Source organism: Alphaproteobacteria bacterium HT1-32, from assembly GCA_009649675.1.
Taxonomy (GTDB): Bacteria; Pseudomonadota; Alphaproteobacteria; order Rhodospirillales; family HT1-32; genus HT1-32.
This window is the reverse complement of sequence record WJPL01000001.1, coordinates 502,364-522,709: the sequence shown is the minus strand read 5'-3', so window position 1 is coordinate 522,709 and position 20,346 is coordinate 502,364. Positions and strand designations below refer to the sequence as shown.

General features: G+C 56.9%; 19 protein-coding genes. 5 read left to right on the top strand and 14 right to left on the bottom strand.

The genetic code is table 11. The features are described from left to right. Positions 1 to 7: 7 nt before the first annotated feature. The 5 genes from GH722_02405 to GH722_02385 form a co-directional block, all read right to left on the bottom strand. A complete protein-coding gene (locus GH722_02405) occupies positions 8 to 2,821 on the bottom strand; it encodes an EAL domain-containing protein (GenBank protein ID MRG70607.1) in 2,814 nt (937 codons plus the stop codon). A gap of 76 nt (positions 2,822 to 2,897) precedes the next feature. After that, positions 2,898 to 3,656 carry an ABC transporter permease subunit gene (locus tag GH722_02400; protein ID MRG70606.1) on the bottom strand — a complete coding sequence of 253 codons (759 nt, stop codon included), beginning with the start codon at positions 3,654 to 3,656 and terminating at the stop codon, positions 2,898 to 2,900. A gap of 1 nt (position 3,657) precedes the next feature. Then, a complete protein-coding gene (locus GH722_02395) occupies positions 3,658 to 4,365 on the bottom strand; it encodes an ABC transporter permease subunit (protein ID MRG70605.1) in 708 nt (235 codons plus the stop codon). A gap of 61 nt (positions 4,366 to 4,426) precedes the next feature. Then, positions 4,427 to 5,266, bottom strand: coding sequence for a transporter substrate-binding domain-containing protein (locus GH722_02390; GenBank protein ID MRG70604.1), 840 nt, complete (start codon positions 5,264 to 5,266; stop codon positions 4,427 to 4,429). Positions 5,267 to 5,358: 92 nt separating this feature from the next. Then, positions 5,359 to 6,132, bottom strand: a complete 774-nt coding sequence (locus GH722_02385) for an ATP-binding cassette domain-containing protein (GenBank protein ID MRG70603.1) — start codon at positions 6,130 to 6,132, stop codon at positions 5,359 to 5,361. Positions 6,133 to 6,437: 305 nt separating this feature from the next. Here GH722_02385 and rpsD point away from each other — a divergent pair, with 305 nt between their 5' ends. The 3 genes from rpsD to GH722_02370 all read left to right on the top strand — a co-directional run bounded on the left by rpsD (position 6,438) and on the right by GH722_02370 (position 8,500). Continuing rightward, on the top strand, positions 6,438 to 7,052 hold the full coding sequence (gene rpsD / locus GH722_02380) for a 30S ribosomal protein S4 (protein MRG70602.1): 615 nt from the start codon (positions 6,438 to 6,440) through the stop codon (positions 7,050 to 7,052). A 159-nt stretch (positions 7,053 to 7,211) separates the two neighbouring features. Then, the gene (locus GH722_02375; GenBank protein ID MRG70601.1) at positions 7,212 to 7,907 is read left to right on the top strand and encodes a tetratricopeptide repeat protein; all 696 of its coding nucleotides are present in this window, start codon (positions 7,212 to 7,214) and stop codon (positions 7,905 to 7,907) included. Beyond that, positions 7,904 to 8,500, top strand: coding sequence for a 2-hydroxychromene-2-carboxylate isomerase (locus GH722_02370; protein ID MRG70600.1), 597 nt, complete (start codon positions 7,904 to 7,906; stop codon positions 8,498 to 8,500). The genes GH722_02375 and GH722_02370 overlap by 4 nt, the downstream gene beginning before the upstream one ends. A gap of 51 nt (positions 8,501 to 8,551) precedes the next feature. Here GH722_02370 and grxD read toward each other — a convergent pair whose 3' ends face one another. The 8 genes from grxD to GH722_02330 all read right to left on the bottom strand — a co-directional run bounded on the left by grxD (position 8,552) and on the right by GH722_02330 (position 16,222). Next, positions 8,552 to 8,887 (bottom strand): Grx4 family monothiol glutaredoxin, encoded by a 336-nt coding sequence (grxD, locus tag GH722_02365; GenBank protein MRG70599.1) that lies wholly within the window; start codon positions 8,885 to 8,887, stop codon positions 8,552 to 8,554. A gap of 22 nt (positions 8,888 to 8,909) precedes the next feature. Further along, complete coding sequence (locus GH722_02360; GenBank protein ID MRG70598.1) at positions 8,910 to 9,143, bottom strand: BolA/IbaG family iron-sulfur metabolism protein; 234 nt, start codon at positions 9,141 to 9,143, stop codon at positions 8,910 to 8,912. Positions 9,144 to 9,219: 76 nt separating this feature from the next. Then, positions 9,220 to 11,220 carry a PAS domain S-box protein gene (locus tag GH722_02355; protein MRG70597.1) on the bottom strand — a complete coding sequence of 667 codons (2,001 nt, stop codon included), beginning with the start codon at positions 11,218 to 11,220 and terminating at the stop codon, positions 9,220 to 9,222. A gap of 114 nt (positions 11,221 to 11,334) precedes the next feature. Next, positions 11,335 to 13,527, bottom strand: coding sequence for a phosphoribosylformylglycinamidine synthase subunit PurL (purL, locus tag GH722_02350; protein ID MRG70596.1), 2,193 nt, complete (start codon positions 13,525 to 13,527; stop codon positions 11,335 to 11,337). Between the two features lie 38 nt (positions 13,528 to 13,565). Then, the gene (purQ, locus tag GH722_02345; GenBank protein ID MRG70595.1) at positions 13,566 to 14,252 is read right to left on the bottom strand and encodes a phosphoribosylformylglycinamidine synthase subunit PurQ; all 687 of its coding nucleotides are present in this window, start codon (positions 14,250 to 14,252) and stop codon (positions 13,566 to 13,568) included. Between the two features lie 62 nt (positions 14,253 to 14,314). Continuing rightward, positions 14,315 to 14,557: a phosphoribosylformylglycinamidine synthase subunit PurS gene (gene purS, locus GH722_02340; GenBank protein MRG70594.1), complete on the bottom strand. Its 243-nt coding sequence runs from the start codon at positions 14,555 to 14,557 to the stop codon at positions 14,315 to 14,317. Positions 14,558 to 14,584: 27 nt separating this feature from the next. Then, positions 14,585 to 15,349, bottom strand: coding sequence for a phosphoribosylaminoimidazolesuccinocarboxamide synthase (locus GH722_02335; protein ID MRG70593.1), 765 nt, complete (start codon positions 15,347 to 15,349; stop codon positions 14,585 to 14,587). A gap of 117 nt (positions 15,350 to 15,466) precedes the next feature. Then, complete coding sequence (locus GH722_02330) at positions 15,467 to 16,222, bottom strand: hypothetical protein (protein ID MRG70592.1); 756 nt, start codon at positions 16,220 to 16,222, stop codon at positions 15,467 to 15,469. A 144-nt stretch (positions 16,223 to 16,366) separates the two neighbouring features. Between GH722_02330 and GH722_02325 the strand changes: the two genes are divergently transcribed. Both GH722_02325 and GH722_02320 read left to right on the top strand, forming a co-directional pair. Then, complete coding sequence (locus GH722_02325; protein MRG70591.1) at positions 16,367 to 16,681, top strand: DUF1476 family protein; 315 nt, start codon at positions 16,367 to 16,369, stop codon at positions 16,679 to 16,681. Positions 16,682 to 16,768: 87 nt separating this feature from the next. After that, on the top strand, positions 16,769 to 18,931 hold the full coding sequence (locus GH722_02320) for a hypothetical protein (protein MRG70590.1): 2,163 nt from the start codon (positions 16,769 to 16,771) through the stop codon (positions 18,929 to 18,931). Positions 18,932 to 18,948: 17 nt separating this feature from the next. Here the strand turns inward: GH722_02320 and GH722_02315 are convergent, their stop codons facing one another. Next, complete coding sequence (locus GH722_02315; protein ID MRG70589.1) at positions 18,949 to 20,244, bottom strand: adenylosuccinate lyase; 1,296 nt, start codon at positions 20,242 to 20,244, stop codon at positions 18,949 to 18,951. Between the last annotated feature and the right edge of the window lie 102 nt (positions 20,245 to 20,346).

Genomic DNA, 20,346 nt, shown 5'->3' with positions numbered 1-20,346 from the left:
TTGACACTCAGTCGGTGATGTTGACGACTGACGGGCGTGACTGCTTTCTTGCATAGTCAGCAAAATCATCGGCACTCATCGGGCGGTTGAACAGATAGCCCTGCCCGTAATCGCAATGCATTTTTCGCAACTCGTCGCATTGCATCTGATCTTCGATACCTTCAGCGACGACCCGGAAGTCGAGACCGTGCGCCAGCGACAAGATTGAACTGACCACGGCCAGATCACGTTCATCGTTCAGCATGTTGGAGACGAACTCGCGATCGATCTTGATGGTGTCCGCGGGCAGGCGTTTCAGATAGGCGAGTGAGGAATAGCCGGTGCCGAAATCATCGATGGCGACGCGGATTCCACGGGACCGCAGATCACTGAGCCAGTTGATGGCGGCATCCATGTCATCGACCAGAATTGATTCCGTTACTTCCAGAATCAGGGCAGAGGGCGGCAGACCGGCGGTTTTGACGGAATCGACAATGGCGTCAACGGTCAGGCCACGTTCAAGCTGGCGCCCGGACAGGTTGACGGAAATGGATATCTTGCCACAACCGGCTTCACGCCAGCGCCGGGCGTCGGTTGCCGCGGTTTCCAGTACCCAGCGTCCGATCAGCCCGATCAGACCGATATCCTCGATGATCGGTATGATGCTCTGGGTCGAGACCAGTCCCCGGTCGGGATGACGCCACTGGATCAATGCCTCGGCAGCAATAATGGCATTGCTTTGCAGATCAATGATCGGCTGATACACGACGGAAAATTCCCGCCGTTCCCAACTGCGACGCAGGTCATTCTCAAGACCGGTGCGGACCCGGGAATCTTCCCGCATCTTGTCGGTGAAGAAGCGAAGCGCATTGCGGCCATCACGTTTGGCGCGATGCATGGCGGTTTCGGCATTTTGCAGAAGGTCGGCGGGAGTGTTGGCATCTGTCGGATAGAGGGCGACCCCGATACTGGCCCCGATGAAGCTTTCCTTGCCCTCCAGACGATAGGGGCGGGACAGGCTGTCCATGATCTGATGGGTCAGGGTTTCGAGTTCTTCGACGCTCTCAGTATCCTTTACCAGAACGGTGAATTCATCAGAGCCGAGGCGGGCAACATCTTCAAACCGGCGAATTTCCAGCAGACGTCGCCCGGCTTCTTTCAGCAGGGCATCCCCGGCCACTGCACCGCGCAGGTCGTTGACCGTCTTGAAGCCGTCGAGATCAATGAAGATCAGAGCGAAGGAGGAATTGTCCGCTGCGGCCAGTTCCACGGAATCCCGCAGGCGCTTGTGGAACAGATTGCGGTTTGCCAGATTTGTGACCGCATCGAAATTGGCCTGTTTGAACAGAACCTCTTCGTTCTGCTTCCGGTCGGTGATGTCGTAAAGTGTGCCGATCATCTTGGCATCGCCGGTCTCATCGTCAAAACGTACATCGCCGGATTGTTCGACATAGCGGATGGAACCGTCTTTGGCGATAATCCGGTGATCGAGCGAAAACCGTCCCCCCTCATCCACCGCATTGGCGACGGCCCTGGCTACACGCTGCCGGTCTTCCGGATGGACAAAGCGACCCAGGGTTTCTGCGGTTGGCGGTCCCTGCTTCGGATCAATACCAAGAATTCCGTAAATGGCCTTCGACCACCACATCTCACGGGTTGCAAGATTCCAGCGCCAGTTGCCAATGCCCGCCAGTTGCTGTGCTTCATCCAGTCGCTCACCGGCTTCTATCGCCTGGCTTTCACGATTGATGATCATCTCGACCATGCCGTTATAGGCGGTGATCATCTCTCCGACCTCACGGGGGCCGGTGTTCCTGTTGGTCTCTACCGGTTCAACCTGGCCATGTTCGGCAGCATTCTGGGCTGCACTGCGCAATCGCAGAATGGGGCGTGCAATGATGCCGGAGAGTATCCAGCTCAGTACTGCCGCAATTGTCATGCCCAGCAGGCTGACGCCAAGCGCTGCCATACGGTCATCCATAGAGGCTTCTTTAAGTTCTGAAACCGGCTGCGGTATCATAACTCCCCAGCCGCTGCGGGGCTCCGTGGTATAGCCCGCGATCATGTCGGCTTTTATCGCGGGCGAATAAAACTGTGCGACTCCGGTTTCGCCGCGCATCATTGCGGCAACGGGCTTTATTTTTGATATGTCCTTATGGGTGCGTTCCCATTCCTTGTCCGGATGGGCAATGACCTGCCCGGTGGCATCAACAATGGCTGCATGGCCAAGCTGGCCGAAGGATATTCGCTTCTGTAACGCCCGGTGATAATCAAGGCGCAGCGCACCGATGGAAAAGGTTGTCTCGGTAAGGGCACGGATAATGTAGATCCGGGCCTGCCCGGCTTTGTTCGAGGTAACAGGTGTATAAAGTATCCGTTCCCGGTTGGCGGCAGCCTGTCGCCAGTATGGGGCCAGGCGTTTCCAGGTACCGTCGGACAGGGGGACGGCTTTTTCATCGACGATCACGGCATTGATGACTTTGCCGTCCTGATCCAGTACGCAGAAATGGTCGAAGCCGAGTTCCCGCAGCAGGCCGGTGAAAGAGGGATCAAAAGTACCTGAATTCACCCGGTATGAGGTCAGTCCAAATGCCGCATCGACATCCTTTGAATAGCGGGCGAGGGCATCTGTCAGGTTTTTGGCCAGCAGCAGATGTTTTTCTTCAACCGCTTCGATTTCCCGGTCAAAGGTCGATCGCTGGATCCAGACGGTCAGCGTGATGACCGGAATGACCGCAATCAGCGTAAAGCAGCAAAAGAGCAGCTGCCGCAAACTGAATCGCGATAGCACGCCGCGCCGCTGTCTGTCGTCAGCCACAGGAACCTGCCCGGTTGCCGGCATTATGATGATCTGTAAATACCATGGTGATTGTCTATCATATCAACGGGGGGACGACGATGCAGATATCACCTGTCCTTCAGGGCCTTTCTGGTGGTTGTACGGGAGATCCGAAGAAGCTCCGGAGGCGACTGTACAGGCTGCGGCGGTTTCGATGTAGTTGCGGCGACAGCCGGATCTCCAGCGTCTGAACGGCGATGACAACAATGAAGTTGATGGTGAGATAAATGATCCCGGCGATCAGGAAGACGGACATCGGCTCGAAGGTGGCCGAAATGATTTTCTTGGCGACACCGGTGATTTCAAGAATCGTGATCGTACTGGCCAGCGATGATGATTTGACCATCAGGATGATTTCGTTGCCATAGGCAGGCAGCGCCTGCCGGGCGGCCTGCGGCAGGATAATCCTCCGGAACAGCAGGAAGGTCGACATCCCGCAGGCGCGTCCTGCTTCGATCTGGCCATAGCCCACAGACTGGATGCCGCCACGGATGATTTCGGATGTATAGGCTGCCGTGTTCAGCATCAATGTGAAGACGGCACAGAACCAGGGTTCCCTGAAGAAGGTCCAGAGACCGTACTCCTGCAATTCCGGCCGGAACTGACCCGAGCCATAATAGATCAGGAAGAATTGTACGAGCAGGGGGGTTGAACGAAAAATATCCACGAAAACCAGAGAGGGCAGTCGTAGTACAGCATGAGATGACAGGCGCATCAGCGCGATGATCAGGGCAAGCACCAGCCCGAGCAGCAGGGCGGAGCCTGTCAGTTGCAGGGTGACGGGGATTGCCGCGAGCAATTGCGGCCAGGCCTCGGACATGACTTTCAGATTGAACATGTCAGGCGCGCCTCACGCCCTTGTTTGCCCGTCTTTCGGCAAAGATGAAGCCGCGTCCCGATATCTTTGTGATCACATAAAAGATTATGAGGGCGGTGAAATAGAAGGTGAACGGCTCCTTGGTGGAACCGGAGGCTTCTGATGCCTTGCGCATGACATCAGCCAGACCGATAACCGAGATCAGGGCCGTTTCTTTCAGCGTGACCTGCCAGATATTACCCAGTCCGGGCAGGGCAAAACGGGCTGCCTGGGGTACCAGTATGCGCCAGAACATCAGCCATTTATCCATCCCAATTGCCTTGCCTGCTTCCAGCTGTCCTCTGGGGATGGCCAGAACGGCGCCGCGGATGACTTCTGTCGAATAAGCGCCGGAACTGGCGCCGATGCAGATCATCCCGGTGACGAAAATAGGGAGGTCGAAATATTCCGTATAGCCGAACAGGGTGGCGACGCTGCGCATCAGTTGCCCGGCCCCAAAGAAGACAAGATAAATGATCAGCAATTCGGGTATGCCCCGGATTACGGTCGTGTAGATCGCGGCCAGTCCTCTGAAGAGAATGCTCTGTGATAATTTTGCAGCAGCTGCGGCGACGGCAAAGACAATGCCAAGCAGAAACGAACAGGTTGCGATGGCAATGGTCATCAGCCCGCCAACCAGCATTTCGTCGCCCCAGCCGGTATCACCGTAGACGAGGAGGCTGAAATCCATCTGTGCTTATCCGCTGAACCGGTGGTGACCTGCTAGCAGGTCACCACCTGATCCTGTCTGCTTATTTCGCAGCGGCGTCGAAACCAAACCACTTTTCGGCCAGCGGCTTCAGTGTGCCGTCAGCGATTGCTGAATTGATTGCTGCCGTGAACATGTCTGCTAGTTTCTGGTCTTCCTTGCGGATGCCGGCACCGACACCGGCACCAAACGGGCCGCGGGTCATGCCCGGACCAATCAGCTTCATGTCACTGCCCTTGTCTGAAGCGAGCAGAGGCACCCAGTAGCTCATCGAGGCAAGAGCTGCATCAACCCGGCCCGCCTGAAGATCAAGGTCGAGATTTTCCTGAGTGTCGTAGGTGCGGATGTCGACATTGTCGCCCATGATCTCACGCAGGAAGTTTTCATGTGTTGTGGACGTCTGGACGCCAATCGTCTTGCCCTTGAAGGTGGCAATCATCTTGTCCAGATCTGCCCGTTCTTCAGCCGAGACATCATCCAGGGTCAGGGCTGACAGGCTGGTGCTGAAATCGGCGAAGGGGCTGTCTTTGGTCACGACGAAGCTGCCGGGTGTCGCGGCATAATCCCGTGAGAAGGTAATGGTTTCCATCCGTTTTGCCGTGATCGACATGCCGGCCATGATGACATCGTATTTCTTGGCCTGCAGGGAGGGGATAATGCCGTCCCAGGCCTGCTCGACGATGGTGCATTCGATCTTCATGCGGGCGCAGAGATCTTTCGCCAGGTCGAGCTCAAAACCGACGAGGTTGCCGGCAGAGTCCTTGAAGTTCCACGGCGCATAGGCTCCTTCGGTCGCGATGGTGATCTTCTTGTAATCCTGTGCCAGGGCCTGGGCGCTGAAAGTAAGCGCAGCGGCGGCGGCAATAAGTGCAATTCTTTTCATAGTCAGTCTCCCAGTTGCCTTTTTGGCGGTTTGAACCAGCCCGGAGGCCGGCAGGTAAAGTCCGGACCCTGTTCTGTCCGGGGTGTATGACGCTACAGGCTGCTCGCGAGGAACTGCCTGCACCGTTCCGACCGGGGGTTATCGAAAACCTCCGCCGGTGTTCCTTCTTCTTCTATGCGCCCTTCATGCAGGAAGACTACCCGTTTTGAGACTTCCCGGGCAAAGCCCATCTCGTGGGTGACAACCAGCATGGTGCGGCCTTCAGCGGCAAGATCCTTCATGACCCGCAGCACCTCACCGACCAGTTCCGGGTCCAGTGCGGATGTCGGCTCATCAAACAGCAGAACGCGGGGCTGCATGCAAAGCGCACGGGCAATGGCGACCCGTTGCTGCTGACCGCCGGACAGTTCTGACGGATAGGCACCATGCTTCTCGGCGATGCCGACTTTCTGGAGCATGGCCATCGCCTCGTCCCGGACCTCGCCTTTCGGGCGCTTCAGCACATGCAGGGGGCCTTCCATGACATTCTGCAGAACGGTCATGTGTGACCAGAGGTTAAAGCTCTGAAAGACCATCCCCAGACGGGTCCGCAGCGCATCGATCTGCTTGCTGTCGACGCCGGTCGGGTTGCCGTGACGATCTGTCTGAATGACGACTTCCTCGCCGCCGACAACGACCCGGCCCTTGTCCGGCGTTTCCAGAAAATTGATGCAGCGCAGGAAGGTGCTTTTGCCCGACCCGGATGATCCGATGATCGAGATCACGTCGCCATCCTCGGCGGACACGGTTATTCCCTTCAGGACCTCAAGTGTCCCGAAGCTTTTATGTATATCCTCGGCAAGTAAGGCCGCGGCGCGGTTTGTCATGCGCCCGGTCTCCCCCAGTTTCCCTGTCTGTCATGAAGGTTAGGACAGTTGAGCGGATGCGCAAACCGTTTTCATGACCGGAATACCGGCCTGTGCTGGGGGGCTGTGACGGGTGGTTGTCTCCGGAAGTCAGCATTTCTGCGGTGTTTGGGGGATCAGTCTTTGACAGCAGGAGCAGAATGCATATAGTGCGCGCTCTTTCCGATAACGCGGGCTGTAGTGCCACGCTCGATATGAGCTGTTCGGAACATAAACCGGCGGAAAAATCCGCCAGATAACAACCGGTTAACGAGTGAGTGTGACCTATGGGCAAACGCCTTCAATCCAAGTACAAGATCAACCGCCGCCTCGGCGTCAATCTCTGGGGCCGTCCGAAAAGCCCGATCAACAAGCGCGAATATGCGCCGGGCCAGCACGGGCAGCGCCGCCGCAAGCCGTCAGATTTCGGTCTGCAGCTCATGGCGAAGCAGAAGCTGAAGGGCTATTACGGCAATATCGGTGAGAAGCAGTTCCGCCGTTACTATGCCGAAGCCGTTCGTCGTCGCGGTGATACGTCTGAAAATCTGGTGGGCATTCTGGAGCGTCGTCTTGATGCCGTTGTCTACCGTATGAAATTCGTACCGACTGTGTTCGCGTCACGTCAGGTGATCAGCCATGGCCACATCAAGGTCAACGGCCACCGGGTGAATGTCGCTTCCTACATGATCAAGGATGGTGACATCGTTGAACTCAGCCCGAAAATCCGCGACATCCCGATGGTGCTTGATGCTGTCGACAGCAGTGAGCGGGACGTGCCCGATTACATCGAAGTCGATCACAGCAAGATGCGTGGTGCTTTCATCCGCCAGCCGGAACTGGCCGATATTCCTTATCCGGTGCAGATGGAACCAAACCTCGTCATCGAATTCTATTCTCGCTGACAGTTACTTCTGTCGCGACGACATCAGGCCGGCTCTTCAGGAGCCGGCCTTTTTCGTTTCGTCTTGTCGTTGCTGACGGTCCGGATAACCTCTGTGCTGTCGGGCGCGGGCAGCGGCAGAAAAGAATGAAGACAGAACGTCAAAGGGGATGGCGACGTGATGGAAGACAAGGTGCAGTCCGGGTCCCTGGCTGAGGCCCGAGACAGGCTGAAAGAACGTGATTATGCAGGGGCCAGGCAGATCGCAGAAGCGCTTCTGAAAACGGGTGCTGACGATGTGACGAAAGCCGGAGCATATCATGTGATCGCTGTGGTCATGGCTCAGGAAAATCAGCAGGACGACGCCCTGTCGATGCTGCGTGAAGCGGTCTTGCTGGATGGCGCGGTTGCAGCCTATCGGGTACTGCTCGGTGATTTGCTGATGAAGAAGGGCGATATCACAGCAGCCCTGGGCGAATTTGCGGCTGCCTGTGACGCAGAACCGGATTTCGCGCCCGCGCATCTTCAGATGGGAAATGCCCTTGCGCGTCTTGGCCAGTTCGATAAGTCGGAGAATGCCTATATGACCTACAGCGAACTGCGCCCGACAGACCCGCAGGGCAAAAGCAATCTGGGCAATATTGCCGCCATGACCGGTCGTCCGGAAGCGGCGGTGGTTCTGTATGAAGCAGCTCTGGCACTGGAGCCGGAAATGGCGGGTGTGCTCAGTAATCTCGGGAATGTGCTGATGCAGCTGGAGCGCCCGGCTGATGCGGTTTCCCGCTATGTCGAAGCCCTGCGTCTGCAGCCCCGAAACCCGGCCATCCGGCGTAACCTCAAGATTGCAGAAAAGATGCTGCAGGAAGACAAGTCATGAAGGATATCCTTTATTTCTACTCCGTCCGATCCTCTTTTGCTTATCTCGGATCCCTCGAAATTGCCGAACTGGCACGTCAGTCCGGACGCCGGCTTGTCCATAAGCCGGTTCATCTTGGCCGTCTGGCTGAAGGGTCCGGTGGTGTACGTTTTCCGGATCTCCACCCGATGCGGCAGGCGCATGCAGAGCGGGATCTGGTTCGCTGGGCAAAACGGCGGGGAATGCCGGTGAACCCGCATCCGGTACATCATTATGGCGGGCGTGAACTGGCCAGCGGCTGTGTGATTGGTGCACAGCGGTCCGGTGGTGATGTGGATGCCCTGTCTGCTGCAATTCTGGCGGCGCTCTGGCGGGACGACCGTGATCTGGACAGTCCGGAGGTACTGACGGATTTGTGTAATTCAGTGGGGCTGGACGGGGGAGCACTGGTTGGCAATGCCCATGATCCGGAACTTCAGCAGGAGTTCACGGCCAACAGCGAGGAAGCACTGTCACTAGGCGTCTTCGGCTCGCCTACTTATGTGGTGGATGGTGAACCGTTCTATGGTCAGGACCGGCTGGATTTTGTCCGCGAGGCACTGGCCAGCCGGTAACAAGACGGAAATGCCGGGTCCGCGATCATGCGCAGACCCGGTCAGTCCGGATCAGGCGGCGCGCTGGACGCCTTTGTCCGCGAGCAGTTGTTCCAGCTCTCCGCTGTCGAACATTTCACGGATGATGTCGCAACCGCCGACAAACTCGCCCTTGACGTAAAGCTGCGGGATGGTCGGCCAGCTTGAGAACTGCTTGATACCTTCGCGGATTTCCATGTCCTCAAGGACATTGATACCTTTGAATTTTACACCGAGATGGCTGAGAATCTGAACGACAGTCGCCGAGAAACCGCACTGCGGGAACATCGGGTTGCCCTTCATGAACAGCAGAACCTCGTTCTCGTCGACAGCCTTCTGGATATCGGCAAATACCGGATTGTCGCTCATCTTTTATCCTTTCTGAATGCGCTTATTCTGGCGCAGATGTCTGAAGGGCGAGGGCGTGGAGTTCGTTACCCATGCGACCCTTCAATGTGGAATAAACCATTTGGTGCTGTTGTACACGCGACTTGCCTGCAAAGGCGGCAGAAACGACATGCGCGGCATAATGGTCGCCGTCGCCGCGAAGGTCGTCGATACGGACTTCCGCATCCGGCAGGCCTTCTTTGATCAAAGCTTCAATTTCGCCAGCAGACATTGCCATCAGATTATCCCCTTAAGTTGCCCGGCATATAGGCGGCCCGGATTGTACTGTCAACGGTAAGGCAAGGAGAACGATTTCAATCGGCGGCATCAGCAACGCCTGACGGCTGATCAATTCCCGGAAATTCCATGGTGATGGTGGTGCCGATATTCAGGGTGCTTTTGATATCAAGGCGACCGCCATGTGCATTGACGAAGGCATCCACCAGGGCAAGTCCCAGACCTGTACCTTCATTGTCACGGATCATGATGTCTTCGGCCTGAACGAAGGGGCGTAAGACATTGTCGACATCTTTCTCGCTCATGCCCCGGCCGGTATCCGTCATCGTGATCCTGATGGTATTCTTTTTGGTGTGCTCTGCTTCGATGGCAATGCCACCCTCAACCGTGAATTTGACCGCATTACTGAGCAAATTCAGAAAGACCTGTTTCATTTTCAGTTCATCACCAAGGATCATGAGCCGGTCCTGATGTATCGTCATTTGCAGGGCCAGTGACTTTTCACGCAGCCGCGGCCGGCACATCCGGATAGCGGCGTCGAGAACAGGCACCAGATCAATCGGCTCGAAATCGAGCCGCATTTCACCGGCTTCAATCTTCGAGATGTCGAGAATGTCACTGATGATCTTCAGCAGATGTTCGCCCGATCGCTGAATGTCTTCGGCATATTCCTTGTACTGGGGTATCGAATGCTGCCCGAGGATTTCTTCATTCAGGATTGTGGAAAATCCGATGATGGCATTCAGCGGGGTTCGCAACTCATGGCTCATATTCGCAAGAAACTGGGACTTTGCATGGTTTGCCAGCTCTGCTTCGCGTTTTGCGTTCATCAGTTCCCGTTCGTGGCGTCGCTGGGCACTGCGGTCACGTACGATCGTCTGCATGACGCTTTCAGCGCCATTGCTGATCACTCTGGCGCTGATTTCAACCGGTATCGTATATCCCTGTTTATGGATCAGCTCCCAGTCATAGACCATTTTCCGGCCATCAAGCAGCTCCCCGGGGCGTCTTCTGATTTCGTCGCGATGGCTTGCGCTGCTCAGATCTCCGTAATCGAGTGTTTTAAGTTCCTCCAGGGAATAGCCGAGCAGCTTCTGTGCCGGCTCATTAGCGCCGATATAACGGAGCTTGTGCGGATCTATCAGGAACATGGCGTCGGAGGCATGCTCAAAAAGATACTCGAAGGTTTTCTGGGATTGCTCGATTGCATGACGGGCCTGTGAAGCTTCCCGGGCGCGCAGATAACCAAGAACGACAATCAGTATCCAGGCGGTTTCCGCCAGAAGGGCGGCAATCCAGATAACCCAGTTCGGTTTTACAGCGGCTTTCCAGCCGGCCTTCGGCATGCCGGCGATGATCCAGGAACCGCCGGGAACCTTGACTGTCGCCCTGACGGTGTCGGCATTAAACAGTGCGGGGTTGCCATAGAAGACAGCACCGTTTTCACCCTGACCGTCACGGCCCCGGAGGGCGATGTCAAAAACTTCAGTCAGCTGGAGAATACCGCTGTTCCGCATCAGTTTTCGGAAATCAATCGGAGCGGCTGCCACGCCCCACAGATGCGAGCCGGTCTCGTCATTGATATAAACCGGCATCCGGCCAATGATCGCTTCGCCGCCCTGAATCAGGGGGAGCGGACCGGCAAGCTGCATGTCACCTGTATTCACCGCCCGGAAAATGACATCAGCCTGATCCGGTATTTCCCGATAATCGACGCCAAGAATCGATTTGTTCGGCTCCATCGGATAGACGTGGCTGATGATGAGGTTTCTCGCAGCGGCAAGATTGATCAGTGCCGGTCCGTAGCGAAGTAATTCTGATGCATGATCGGCAAAGTCATCCTGGCTAATCTCAGGATTCAGAGAGAGTTCCGTTGCCAGCCCGATCAGCAGCAACATGTTGCTGTTGATCTCGCTTTCCAGTCTGGATGACAGGGTTGCCAGCCTGAACTGAAGGTCTGACCGGTTGGCTTCTACCCTTGTTTCGGTGTTCAGACGGGACGTGAATAATGCCGCCGCAAGGATGAGGACGATCCCACAGATTAATACGCATCCGTATTTGACCTGATCGCGCGTCACATTCGGTTTCCGATCGATGAGATCAGTCCGCCGGGGGACAGACTGACAGGAAAAGTATTGTCGACCCTGAAACTAGTTCGATCAATAAGGGATATTGCGTATTCCCGTTTTCTTTCAGGCCATATAGGCAGGCATCCAGTTTTCATGTGCCTGACGCAGACTGTCGAGTCCAGTCTCACCGATTCCGGCCAATGTGAGGCTGCTACCGCCACTGCATCCGATAATCCGGGCACTGACATTCTGCCCGGTCGCTTTTTCCACCAGCGCGGGCCCGTCGGTGGTGGCAACGAGATAACGGGCCTGATCCTCGCCAAACAGCCAGCCATGTGGCGTCTGGTCATCCGGGAGGGCAGAAAGTGCCGCACCTGTGTTACCGGCCAGGCACATTTCGGTCAGGGCGACCAGCAGACCGCCATCTGAAAGGTCGTGGCAGGCCCGAATATCACCGGAGAGGATGCCTGTGCGGACGAAGTCGCCATTACGACGTTCCAGGGCCAGATCCACTGGCGGCGGTGCGCCTTCTTCGCGACCGGCAATTTCACGGAGATAAAGGGAGGCCCCCATCCAGCTCGTGGTCTCGCCGATCAGCACGATGTCGCAGCCTTCCGGCAGGGCAATGCGCGCCATGTCCTGCACATCGTCGATCTTGCCGACCGCGCCGATGGTCGGGGTCGGCAGGATGGCCTGACCGTTGGTTTCGTTGTAGAGCGAGACATTGCCGGAGACGACGGGAAAATCGAGCGCAAGGCAGGCTTCGCGCATACCCTCGATACAGCCGACAAACTGACCCATGATTTCCGGGCGTTCCGGATTGCCGAAGTTCATGTTGTCGGTAATCGCAAGCGGCGTGGCACCGACGGCGGTGATGTTGCGCCAGGCTTCGGCTACAACCTGCCTGCCGCCCATCACGGGGTCGGCGACACAGTAACGCGGTGTACAGTCGGAGGTCATGGCAAGGCCCTTGCGGGTGCCGTGTACGCGGACAACAGCAGCGTCCCCGCCGGGGCGCTGGACACTGTCGGCCATGACCATGTGGTCATACTGTTCCCATATCCATTTCTTCGAAGCGACATCCGGGCAGCCCATGATCTGCGTCAGTGTACCCATCAGGTCGTCAGGAACGGGCAGATCGGCTGCGGCAATGACCGGCTGTGCCGGGGTCGGTTTCCACGGGCGGTCATATTCAGGGGAGGCCAGTGCCAGCGGGTCAATCGGCAGGTCAGCCTGAATTTCGCCATGCATTCGCAGGACCATGCGGCCGGTATCGGTCAGTTCACCGCAGACCGAGAAATCCAGATCCCATTTCTCAATGATTGCCCGTGCGGCATCTTCAGAGCCGGGCCGCAGCACCATCAGCATGCGTTCCTGGCTTTCGGAGAGCATGATTTCGTAGGCAGTCATGCCGGTTTCCCGGGTTGGTACCCGGTCCAGATCAAGATCGACGCCGAGACCACCTTTCGATGCCATTTCGAATGACGATGAGGTCAGGCCGGCTGCGCCCATATCCTGAATGGCAACGATGGCATCGGTTGCCATCAGTTCAAGGCAGGCTTCAATCAGCAGTTTCTCCGTAAACGGATCGCCAACCTGCACCGTCGGCCGCTTGGCGTCGGAGGCATCGTCAAATTCAGCCGAAGCCATGGTGGCCCCGTGAATACCGTCACGTCCGGTCTTCGATCCGACATAGACAATGGGGTTTCCGACGCCGGATGCTGCGGAATAGAAGATATTGTCAGCCTCGGCGAGGCCGACGGTCATGGCATTGACCAGAATATTGCCGTTGTAGCTGGCGTGGAAATTACATTCCCCGCCTACAGTCGGCACGCCGACGCAGTTACCATAGCCGCCGACACCGGCAACAACACCTGACACAAGATGACGGGTCTTTTCGTGCGAGACATCGCCAAACCGGAGTGCGTTCAGGTTGGCGATTGGCCGGGCCCCCATCGTGAAGACATCGCGCAGGATGCCGCCAACTCCGGTCGCAGCTCCCTGATAGGGCTCGATAAAGGAGGGGTGGTTGTGGCTTTCCATCTTGAAAATCGCCGCCTGTCCGTCGCCGATATCAATGACGCCGGCATTTTCACCGGGGCCGCAGATCACCCAGGGAGCCGTCGTCGGCAGGGTTTTCAGCCATTTTTTCGATGACTTGTAGGAACAATGTTCCGACCACATGACCGAAAAGATTCCCAGTTCGGTCAGGTTCGGTTCCCGCCCCAGAATATCACAGGCGGTTTTATATTCATCAGGGGTCAGGCCATGGCTGGCGATGACGTCAGGGGTGATGTCGCTGGTCTGGTTTGTCACTGTTTTCCGACTGATCGTTCAGGGTGAGCAGAAAAGGGTTAAAGCCGTCCGGCGAGGGCGGCAAACATGGCTGCGCCGTCCATACCGCCGAGTTCCGGGTCGGCCAGCCGTTCCGGATGGGGCATCATGCCAAGCACATTGCCCCGGTCATTGAAGATACCGGCAATGTTGTTCGCGGCCCCGTTCGGGTTGGCATCGTCATTTGCGGCACCGTCGGGCGCGCAGTAACGGAAAGCGACCTGGCCTTCATCTTCCAGCCGCTTCAGTACGTCCGGATCAGCCTGATAATTGCCTTCCATATGAGCGATCGGCACCGTGATGACCTGACCTTCCGTGTAACCCTTGGTGAAGATACGGTCATTACGCTCAACCCGCAGGGCAACATCGCGGCAGATATATTTCAGGCCACGATTGCGCATCAGCACGCCGGGCAGCAGGCCGCTTTCGGTCAGGACCTGAAAGCCGTTGCAGATACCAAGCACCGGTGTGCCGGCATTTGCAGCCTTGCGCACTTCCGTCATGATCGGGGATTTCGCAGCGATGGCCCCGCAGCGCAGGTAATCACCGTAGGAAAAACCGCCGGGGACAATCAGCAGGTCAACGGCTGGCAGGCTGGTATCCTTGTGCCACAGCATCAGCGGTTTCTGACCTGTCGCCTGTTCCAGTGCCACCGCGGCGTCCCGGTCACAGTTCGAACCGGGGAATACGATCACAGCTGCTTTCATCAGTTACTTTCCGATATGTTCAGGGCAAGTGTCCGGCAAAATCCGGGATCCGGAGCCAGTGCTCAGGTTACGATATCAATTTCGTAGTTTTCGATGACCGTATTGGCCAGCAGCTTGGCGCACATTTCTGCGACCTGCTTTTCGGCCGCAGCCCGGTCGTTGCCGTCGAGTTCGATTTCAATGAACTTGCCCTGGCGCAGGTCTTTGACACCGTCAAATCCGAGCGCGCCGAGTGCGCCCATGACAGCCTTGCCCTGTGGATCGAGAACCCCGTCTTTCAGGGTGATATGCACGCGTGCTTTCATCTTGGTCTGGTTTCCGTCTCTGGAGTTTTACTGCATCAGGGCCGGGCCCTTCATATCGCCCGGTCCGCTTTCTGGAAGGATGCCAAGGCGTCGGGCGACCTCCTGATAGGCCTCCTCCACCCGGCCCAGATCCTGACGGAACCGGTCCTTGTCCATTCGTTCATTGGTCTTGATATCCCATAACCGGCAACTGTCAGGGCTGATTTCATCTGCCAGTACGATGCGCAGGTCATCACCGGTCCACAGCCGTCCGAATTCCAGTTTGAAATCGACCAGCCGGATGCCGACACCAAGAAACAACCCCATCAGGAAGTCGTTGATGCGCAGGCTCATGGCAAGAATATCGTCGAGTTCCTGGGGGACTGCCCAGCCGAATGCCGTGATATGTTCTTCGGAGACAATCGGGTAGCCGAGTTCTTCCGACATGTAGCGGAATTCGACAATCGAACGCGGCAGGGGCGCGCCCTCCGCCATGCCGAACCGTTCCGCAAAGGAGCCGGCGGCGATGTTGCGCACGGCGACCTTTACCTGGACGATCTCGACTTCGCGAACCAGTTGCTCGCGCATGTTCAGCCGGCGCACGAAATGTGTCGGCACGCCGATTTCAGACAGCCGTGTCATAAGATATTCGGAGATGCGGTTGTTGAGAACGCCCTTGCCGGTGATGACGCCCTTTTCAGCACCATGCGCACTGTAGGCATCGTCCTTGAAATATTGCACCAGCGTACCCGGCTCCGGGCCTTCAAAGAGCACTTTTGCCCTGCCCTCATAAATCTGCCTGCGTCGGGCCATGTCTGGAATCCGTTCTGTGGGCCTGTTGACTGCCCCGGTTGAGGCCGCCCGGTGTCGGGCAACCCTGAACTCTGCTATATCAACAAAAAGGGGTCATAACAACGGCGGTCGGCAGAATCAATCCAGCGGAATTGCGGCGAATTTTGCCTTGTCCCTCGGGGCACTGTTGAACAGCCATTGCGGCTTTATTCCAGCCCGTCCGATTGCCGGCAGCGCCATCAGGCTGCTGGAAACTGTACCGAAGCCGGTCTCGCTGCCAACCAGCATGGCACTGCCCGGCCCTGCATCCGGATCGCTGTCCCGGGATGCCAGCAAGGCTGTCCAGGCAAACCAGCTGTCTGTCTGATCCGGTTCAGGAGCCGGGGCTGCACGGAACCGGGGTAAATGCCGCGCGGTCCGCGGAGCGGCAACATCGTTCAGGTCATGGGCGGTCAGCATTGATACGCCATCCGGTATCGGTGCCACGTCGACAATACCTTCACCTGTTGAGCGGACCCAGAAGGCATCGCGGTTATCGGCGATGAAAAGGTTGAATCCGCGGTAACTTGACCCGTCAAGATCAGCAATGGCAGCAGCGGCTTCGGAGGCATCGGCATGGTCGAGCATCTCAAGCACGAGCTCGCCACGGGTACGTTTGCCAGCCTGCGGGCCGAGTGAATGCGGTCGGTTGAGGACACCGGCAATGACGCCATTGTCGTTGATGCCGAGCCAGGAACCACCGGAAAGTTCATCCATGCCGGCGACAACATCGGGCCGGTCACCCCAGTGCCGGTCAGGCACCCGCCAGGGGCGGTCAGCCATTTCGTCACGGTTTGCGGCAATGATGACGGGCCAGTCATGGTCTGGCCGTCGGAGGATGATGACGGAGCACATTTCCGGACCAAGATAAGGCTGTTCCGGTAAACCGCAATCGGCAGCTTGATGATTTTATCTGCGGTTTGCGCAATAATGTCATTGAAACACCGTCTGGCCGACTTATCTTGCGGCCAACGTAACCAGTGGCAGGAGAACCAAGGCATGTCGTCGTTCAAGGATCGGGAAAAGGGCTTCGAAGCCAAATACAAAAATGACGAAGAAACCCGTTTCAAGGTAGAATCCCGCCGGAACCGGATGCTTGGTGCCTGGGCTGCGGAACTTCTCGGCAAGGCTGATGCAGATGCCTACATCAAGGAAGTGATGGCCTCGGACTTTGATGAGCCGGGTGATGACGATGTTCTGCGCAAGGTGCTGGGTGACTTTGAAACTGCCAAGGTTGCGATGACACGGGAAGCCCTGCGTCGCAAAATGGATGACCTTTATGCCGAAGCGCATCTGCAGGTAACGCAGGGCTGACGCGCCGGACTCATCGTCAAGCAAATATTTTCGCCTGATATTCGCTTGGGGTGAAGGACATGCTCCTCTAGATTGTATTCCAAGGGAATGCTGTCTGATTGGGTGAGTATGCTTGGAAAATACAAGGCACCATTGCGCATTACGATCCTGACGACAGTTCTTGCGGTCGTGGTCGGGTGCAGTGCGGTACTTGTCGGTGCGAATTATTTCGAGGACCGGCGCATCATTATAGACTCCGCTGACAAGTGGATGTCGTCTATTTCCGGTGAAACGGCCCAGCGGCTGGAACGCTTTTTTGACGAGGCCCGTCTGATAGCAGACATCACGGCGGGCCTGCCGGCAGAAGCCATATCGCTCGACAGGCCTGAACTGACCCTGCGATATCTGACCGGCACGCTGCAACGCCACGAAACGGCGTACAGTGCCTATATCGCCGACAAGACCGGTGCCTTCATTCAGGTCATCAATGTCGGAGCACAGCCACTGGAAGCGCGCACGACTCTGGGATTTCCGGAGGGAGTGCGTTACGCGCGACGGATTATTTCCCGGGGGACATTCGGCTCCTATCAGCAGTGGAGCTATGTTTTCGAGGATGGCTCGACGCAGCAGGGCGAGCTTGAGACGACCGTGACCTATGATCCACGTGTGAGGCCATGGTATTCTACCGCCCTGGCCGCAAACTTCACCGTGAATACCGAACCCTATGTTTTCCAGAGTTTGCAGCGTCCGGGGATTACCTTTTCCCGGGCCATGACGTTTTTCCCGGGCGGCGTTTTTGGCCTGGATATCAGCGTTGCCCAACTCAGCGAATTTCTGCAGACGCAGCGGTTTGGGGAATCAACCCGCCTGGCGATCACCGACAACAGCGGTGTGCTGATCGCTCAGGACAAGGTGAATGATTATCTGGATATTCTTGACCAGGCTTTCCGGAAAAAGCGGATGCCGACGATCGTGGACCTGAAGGATCCGATTCTGAAGTCCGGGCTGTCACTTGACCGGGCACGGGACGGGGACAGCACCGTTGTTTTTGAATCTTCTGAAGGCGACCAGATCCTGTCCTGGCGGGAAGTCAGCGGACCTGCAGCGACCAACTGGATTATTTCAGTTGTTGCACCGGTGGATCAGTTTACCGGTCCAATGGTCGAAAGTATGTACCGCAGCATGCTTTTTGCGGCAGCCCTGATTCTGTTTGTTGCCGTTCCGGGGGTGACAGTGCTGGCGGGCTGGATCACCCGGCCGATGATCCGGGTGGCAGAGGATGCGGACAAGATCCGGAAATTTGATTTCAGCGGCTACAAACCCCGGCCAACGATTTTCAGGGAAATTGCGCAATTGTCGAAATCGATGGCAGATATGCGCCAGACGATCGACGCATTCTCCCGCTATGTGCCGAAAGACGTCGTCATGAAGCTGCTGGCGAGCGGACAGATCGCGAAGATTGGCGGCAGCCGGCAGCGTGTGACGCTGATGTTTACCGATATTGCAGGCTTTACCGATCTGTCTGAAGGGGCAGAGCCGGAATTCCTGCTGGAGCATACATCGGTTTATTTCGAGGCACTGACCAACGCCATTTCCAGACACAATGGGACCATCGATAAATTCATCGGCGATGCCATCATGGCTGTCTGGAACGCGCCGCTGGAAGACCCGGCACATATCGTTAATGCCTGTCGCGGAATACTGGCCACCCGTCAGGCATCTGAAGAGCTGAACCGGTTATATGAGGAAAAAGGGCGGCCGATTCTGGTGACCCGTCTCGGGCTGCATTCCGGTGATGCGGTTGTCGGGAATATGGGGGCAACCAACCGGATGGGCTATACCGCGCTGGGGGATACGGTCAATCTTGCAGCACGCCTTGAAGGACTCAACAAATATTACGGCACCCACATACTGGTGAGCGATACCATCGTTAATGGCGCCGAAGATCGTTTCATCTTCCGGATTGTTGACCGGGTGACACCAAAGGGGACAACTCAGCCTCTCACCATCTATGAACTGATGGGTGCCCGGGCTCCGGAGGATGGGCCGGTTGTTGATCCTGATACTGTTGCCTTTGTTGAGCGGTTCTCCGGGGCATTTGATGTGTATCAGGATGGTATGTTCAGGGATGCCTGCGAATTGTTCGAAACGCTGGGCAGGGAGCGCCCTGACGACGGGCCGACACAGGTCATGATTGAGCGTTGTCGACGGTATGTCGACAACGCGCCGGAAGGGGACTGGGACGGTGTGGAAGGCTTCGACAAGAAGTAAGCCGTCAGGGCCGGCCGTTATTCCCCGAAGACACGGCGGAAGATAACGCCGACATTTTTCGTGTGGTATGTCAGATCGAAAATCGCATCGAGTTCGGAATCTGAAAGATGGGCAGCGACCGCCTCGTCAGCTTTCAGCAGATCGAGGAAACTGCCCTCGTTCGCCCAGACCTTCATGGCATTGCGCTGAACGGCCTTGTAGGCGTCTTCCCGGCTCATGCCGGACTGGGTGAGTGCCAGCAGCACACGCTGTGAGAAAATCAGGCCACCGAGCTGATCCATGGCCTTTTGCAGGTTCTCCGGATAGATCACCAGCTTGTCGACGACATTTGCCAGCCGGTTCAGGGCGAAATCCAGCGTGACCGTCGCATCCGGCCCGATCATTCGCTCGACGGAGGAATGCGAGATATCGCGTTCATGCCAGAGAGCAACGTTCTCAAGGGCGGGTGTTACGGCGCTGCGGACAATCCGGGCAAGACCGGTGAGGTTTTCCGTCAGCACCGGGTTGCGCTTGTGCGGCATTGCCGACGAGCCTTTCTGGCCGGGGGCAAAATATTCCTCGGCTTCACGCAGTTCGGTGCGTTGCAGATGCCGTATCTCTGTTGCCAGATTTTCGACGGAGGAGGCGATGACGCCGAGGGTTGCAAAATACATGGCATGGCGATCACGCGGAATGACCTGCGTCGATACAGGCTCGACCTCAAGGCCAAGCTTCTTCGCGACATGTTCTTCGACGGCGGGGTCGATATTGGCAAAGGTGCCAACCGCGCCGGAAATTGCACAGGTTGCGATTTCCTTGCGGGCGGCGATCAGCCGGTCCCGGTTGCGGGCAAACTCGGCGTGGAAACGGGCGAACTTCAGCCCCATGGTCACCGGCTCGGCGTGAATGCCGTGGCTGCGGCCCATGCAAACCATGTCCCGGGTTTCATAGGCACGCTTTTTCAGCGCTTCCAGTACCCGGTCGATATCTTTCAGAAGAATATCCGTTGCCTGAGTGAGCTGGACCGAAAGGCAGGTATCCAGCACATCGCTGGAGGTCATGCCCTGATGCACGAAGCGGGCTTCATCACCGACATGCTCAGCCAGGTTGGTCAGAAACGCGATGACATCGTGCTTGGTTTCGCGTTCGATCTCGTCGATCCGGTCAACTTCAAAGGCACCCCGCTCCCAGACCGCTTTCGCTGCCTCTTTCGGGATCACGCCAAGCTCGGCCTGTGCGTCGCAGGCATGGGCTTCAATTTCAAACCAGATCCGGAACTTGTTCTCGGGTTCCCAGATGGCAGTCATTTCGGGGCGTGAATAACGGGGGATCATGCTCGTCTCCTGAATGAGTCGGCGGGAACATACCAGAGCAACCGGAATTTCAAAGCCTTCGGACGCACGAACTGCAGAGAAGTCCCTTCGCGGGCTGATTTA

Excerpts from the sequence above, each read along its gene's own strand:
- GH722_02370 (MRG70600.1), top strand. The coding sequence starts at position 7,904 with ATGAAGGATATCCTTTATTTCTACTCCGTCCGATCCTCTTTTGCTTAT.
- grxD (MRG70599.1), bottom strand. The coding sequence starts at position 8,887 with ATGAGCGACAATCCGGTATTTGCCGATATCCAGAAGGCTGTCGACGAG.
- purQ (MRG70595.1), bottom strand. The coding sequence starts at position 14,252 with ATGAAAGCAGCTGTGATCGTATTCCCCGGTTCGAACTGTGACCGGGAC.
- GH722_02360 (MRG70598.1), bottom strand. The coding sequence starts at position 9,143 with ATGGCAATGTCTGCTGGCGAAATTGAAGCTTTGATCAAAGAAGGCCTG.
- GH722_02330 (MRG70592.1), bottom strand. The coding sequence starts at position 16,222 with ATGTGCTCCGTCATCATCCTCCGACGGCCAGACCATGACTGGCCCGTC.
- GH722_02390 (MRG70604.1), bottom strand. The coding sequence starts at position 5,266 with ATGAAAAGAATTGCACTTATTGCCGCCGCCGCTGCGCTTACTTTCAGC.
- rpsD (MRG70602.1), top strand. The coding sequence starts at position 6,438 with ATGGGCAAACGCCTTCAATCCAAGTACAAGATCAACCGCCGCCTCGGC.
- GH722_02395 (MRG70605.1), bottom strand. The coding sequence starts at position 4,365 with ATGGATTTCAGCCTCCTCGTCTACGGTGATACCGGCTGGGGCGACGAA.
- purS (MRG70594.1), bottom strand. The coding sequence starts at position 14,557 with ATGAAAGCACGCGTGCATATCACCCTGAAAGACGGGGTTCTCGATCCA.
- GH722_02385 (MRG70603.1), bottom strand. The coding sequence starts at position 6,132 with ATGACAAACCGCGCCGCGGCCTTACTTGCCGAGGATATACATAAAAGC.
- GH722_02320 (MRG70590.1), top strand. The coding sequence starts at position 16,769 with ATGCTGTCTGATTGGGTGAGTATGCTTGGAAAATACAAGGCACCATTG.
- GH722_02325 (MRG70591.1), top strand. The coding sequence starts at position 16,367 with ATGTCGTCGTTCAAGGATCGGGAAAAGGGCTTCGAAGCCAAATACAAA.
- GH722_02315 (MRG70589.1), bottom strand. The coding sequence starts at position 20,244 with ATGATCCCCCGTTATTCACGCCCCGAAATGACTGCCATCTGGGAACCC.
- GH722_02335 (MRG70593.1), bottom strand. The coding sequence starts at position 15,349 with ATGGCCCGACGCAGGCAGATTTATGAGGGCAGGGCAAAAGTGCTCTTT.
- GH722_02405 (MRG70607.1), bottom strand. The coding sequence starts at position 2,821 with ATGCCGGCAACCGGGCAGGTTCCTGTGGCTGACGACAGACAGCGGCGC.
- GH722_02400 (MRG70606.1), bottom strand. The coding sequence starts at position 3,656 with ATGTTCAATCTGAAAGTCATGTCCGAGGCCTGGCCGCAATTGCTCGCG.
- GH722_02375 (MRG70601.1), top strand. The coding sequence starts at position 7,212 with ATGGAAGACAAGGTGCAGTCCGGGTCCCTGGCTGAGGCCCGAGACAGG.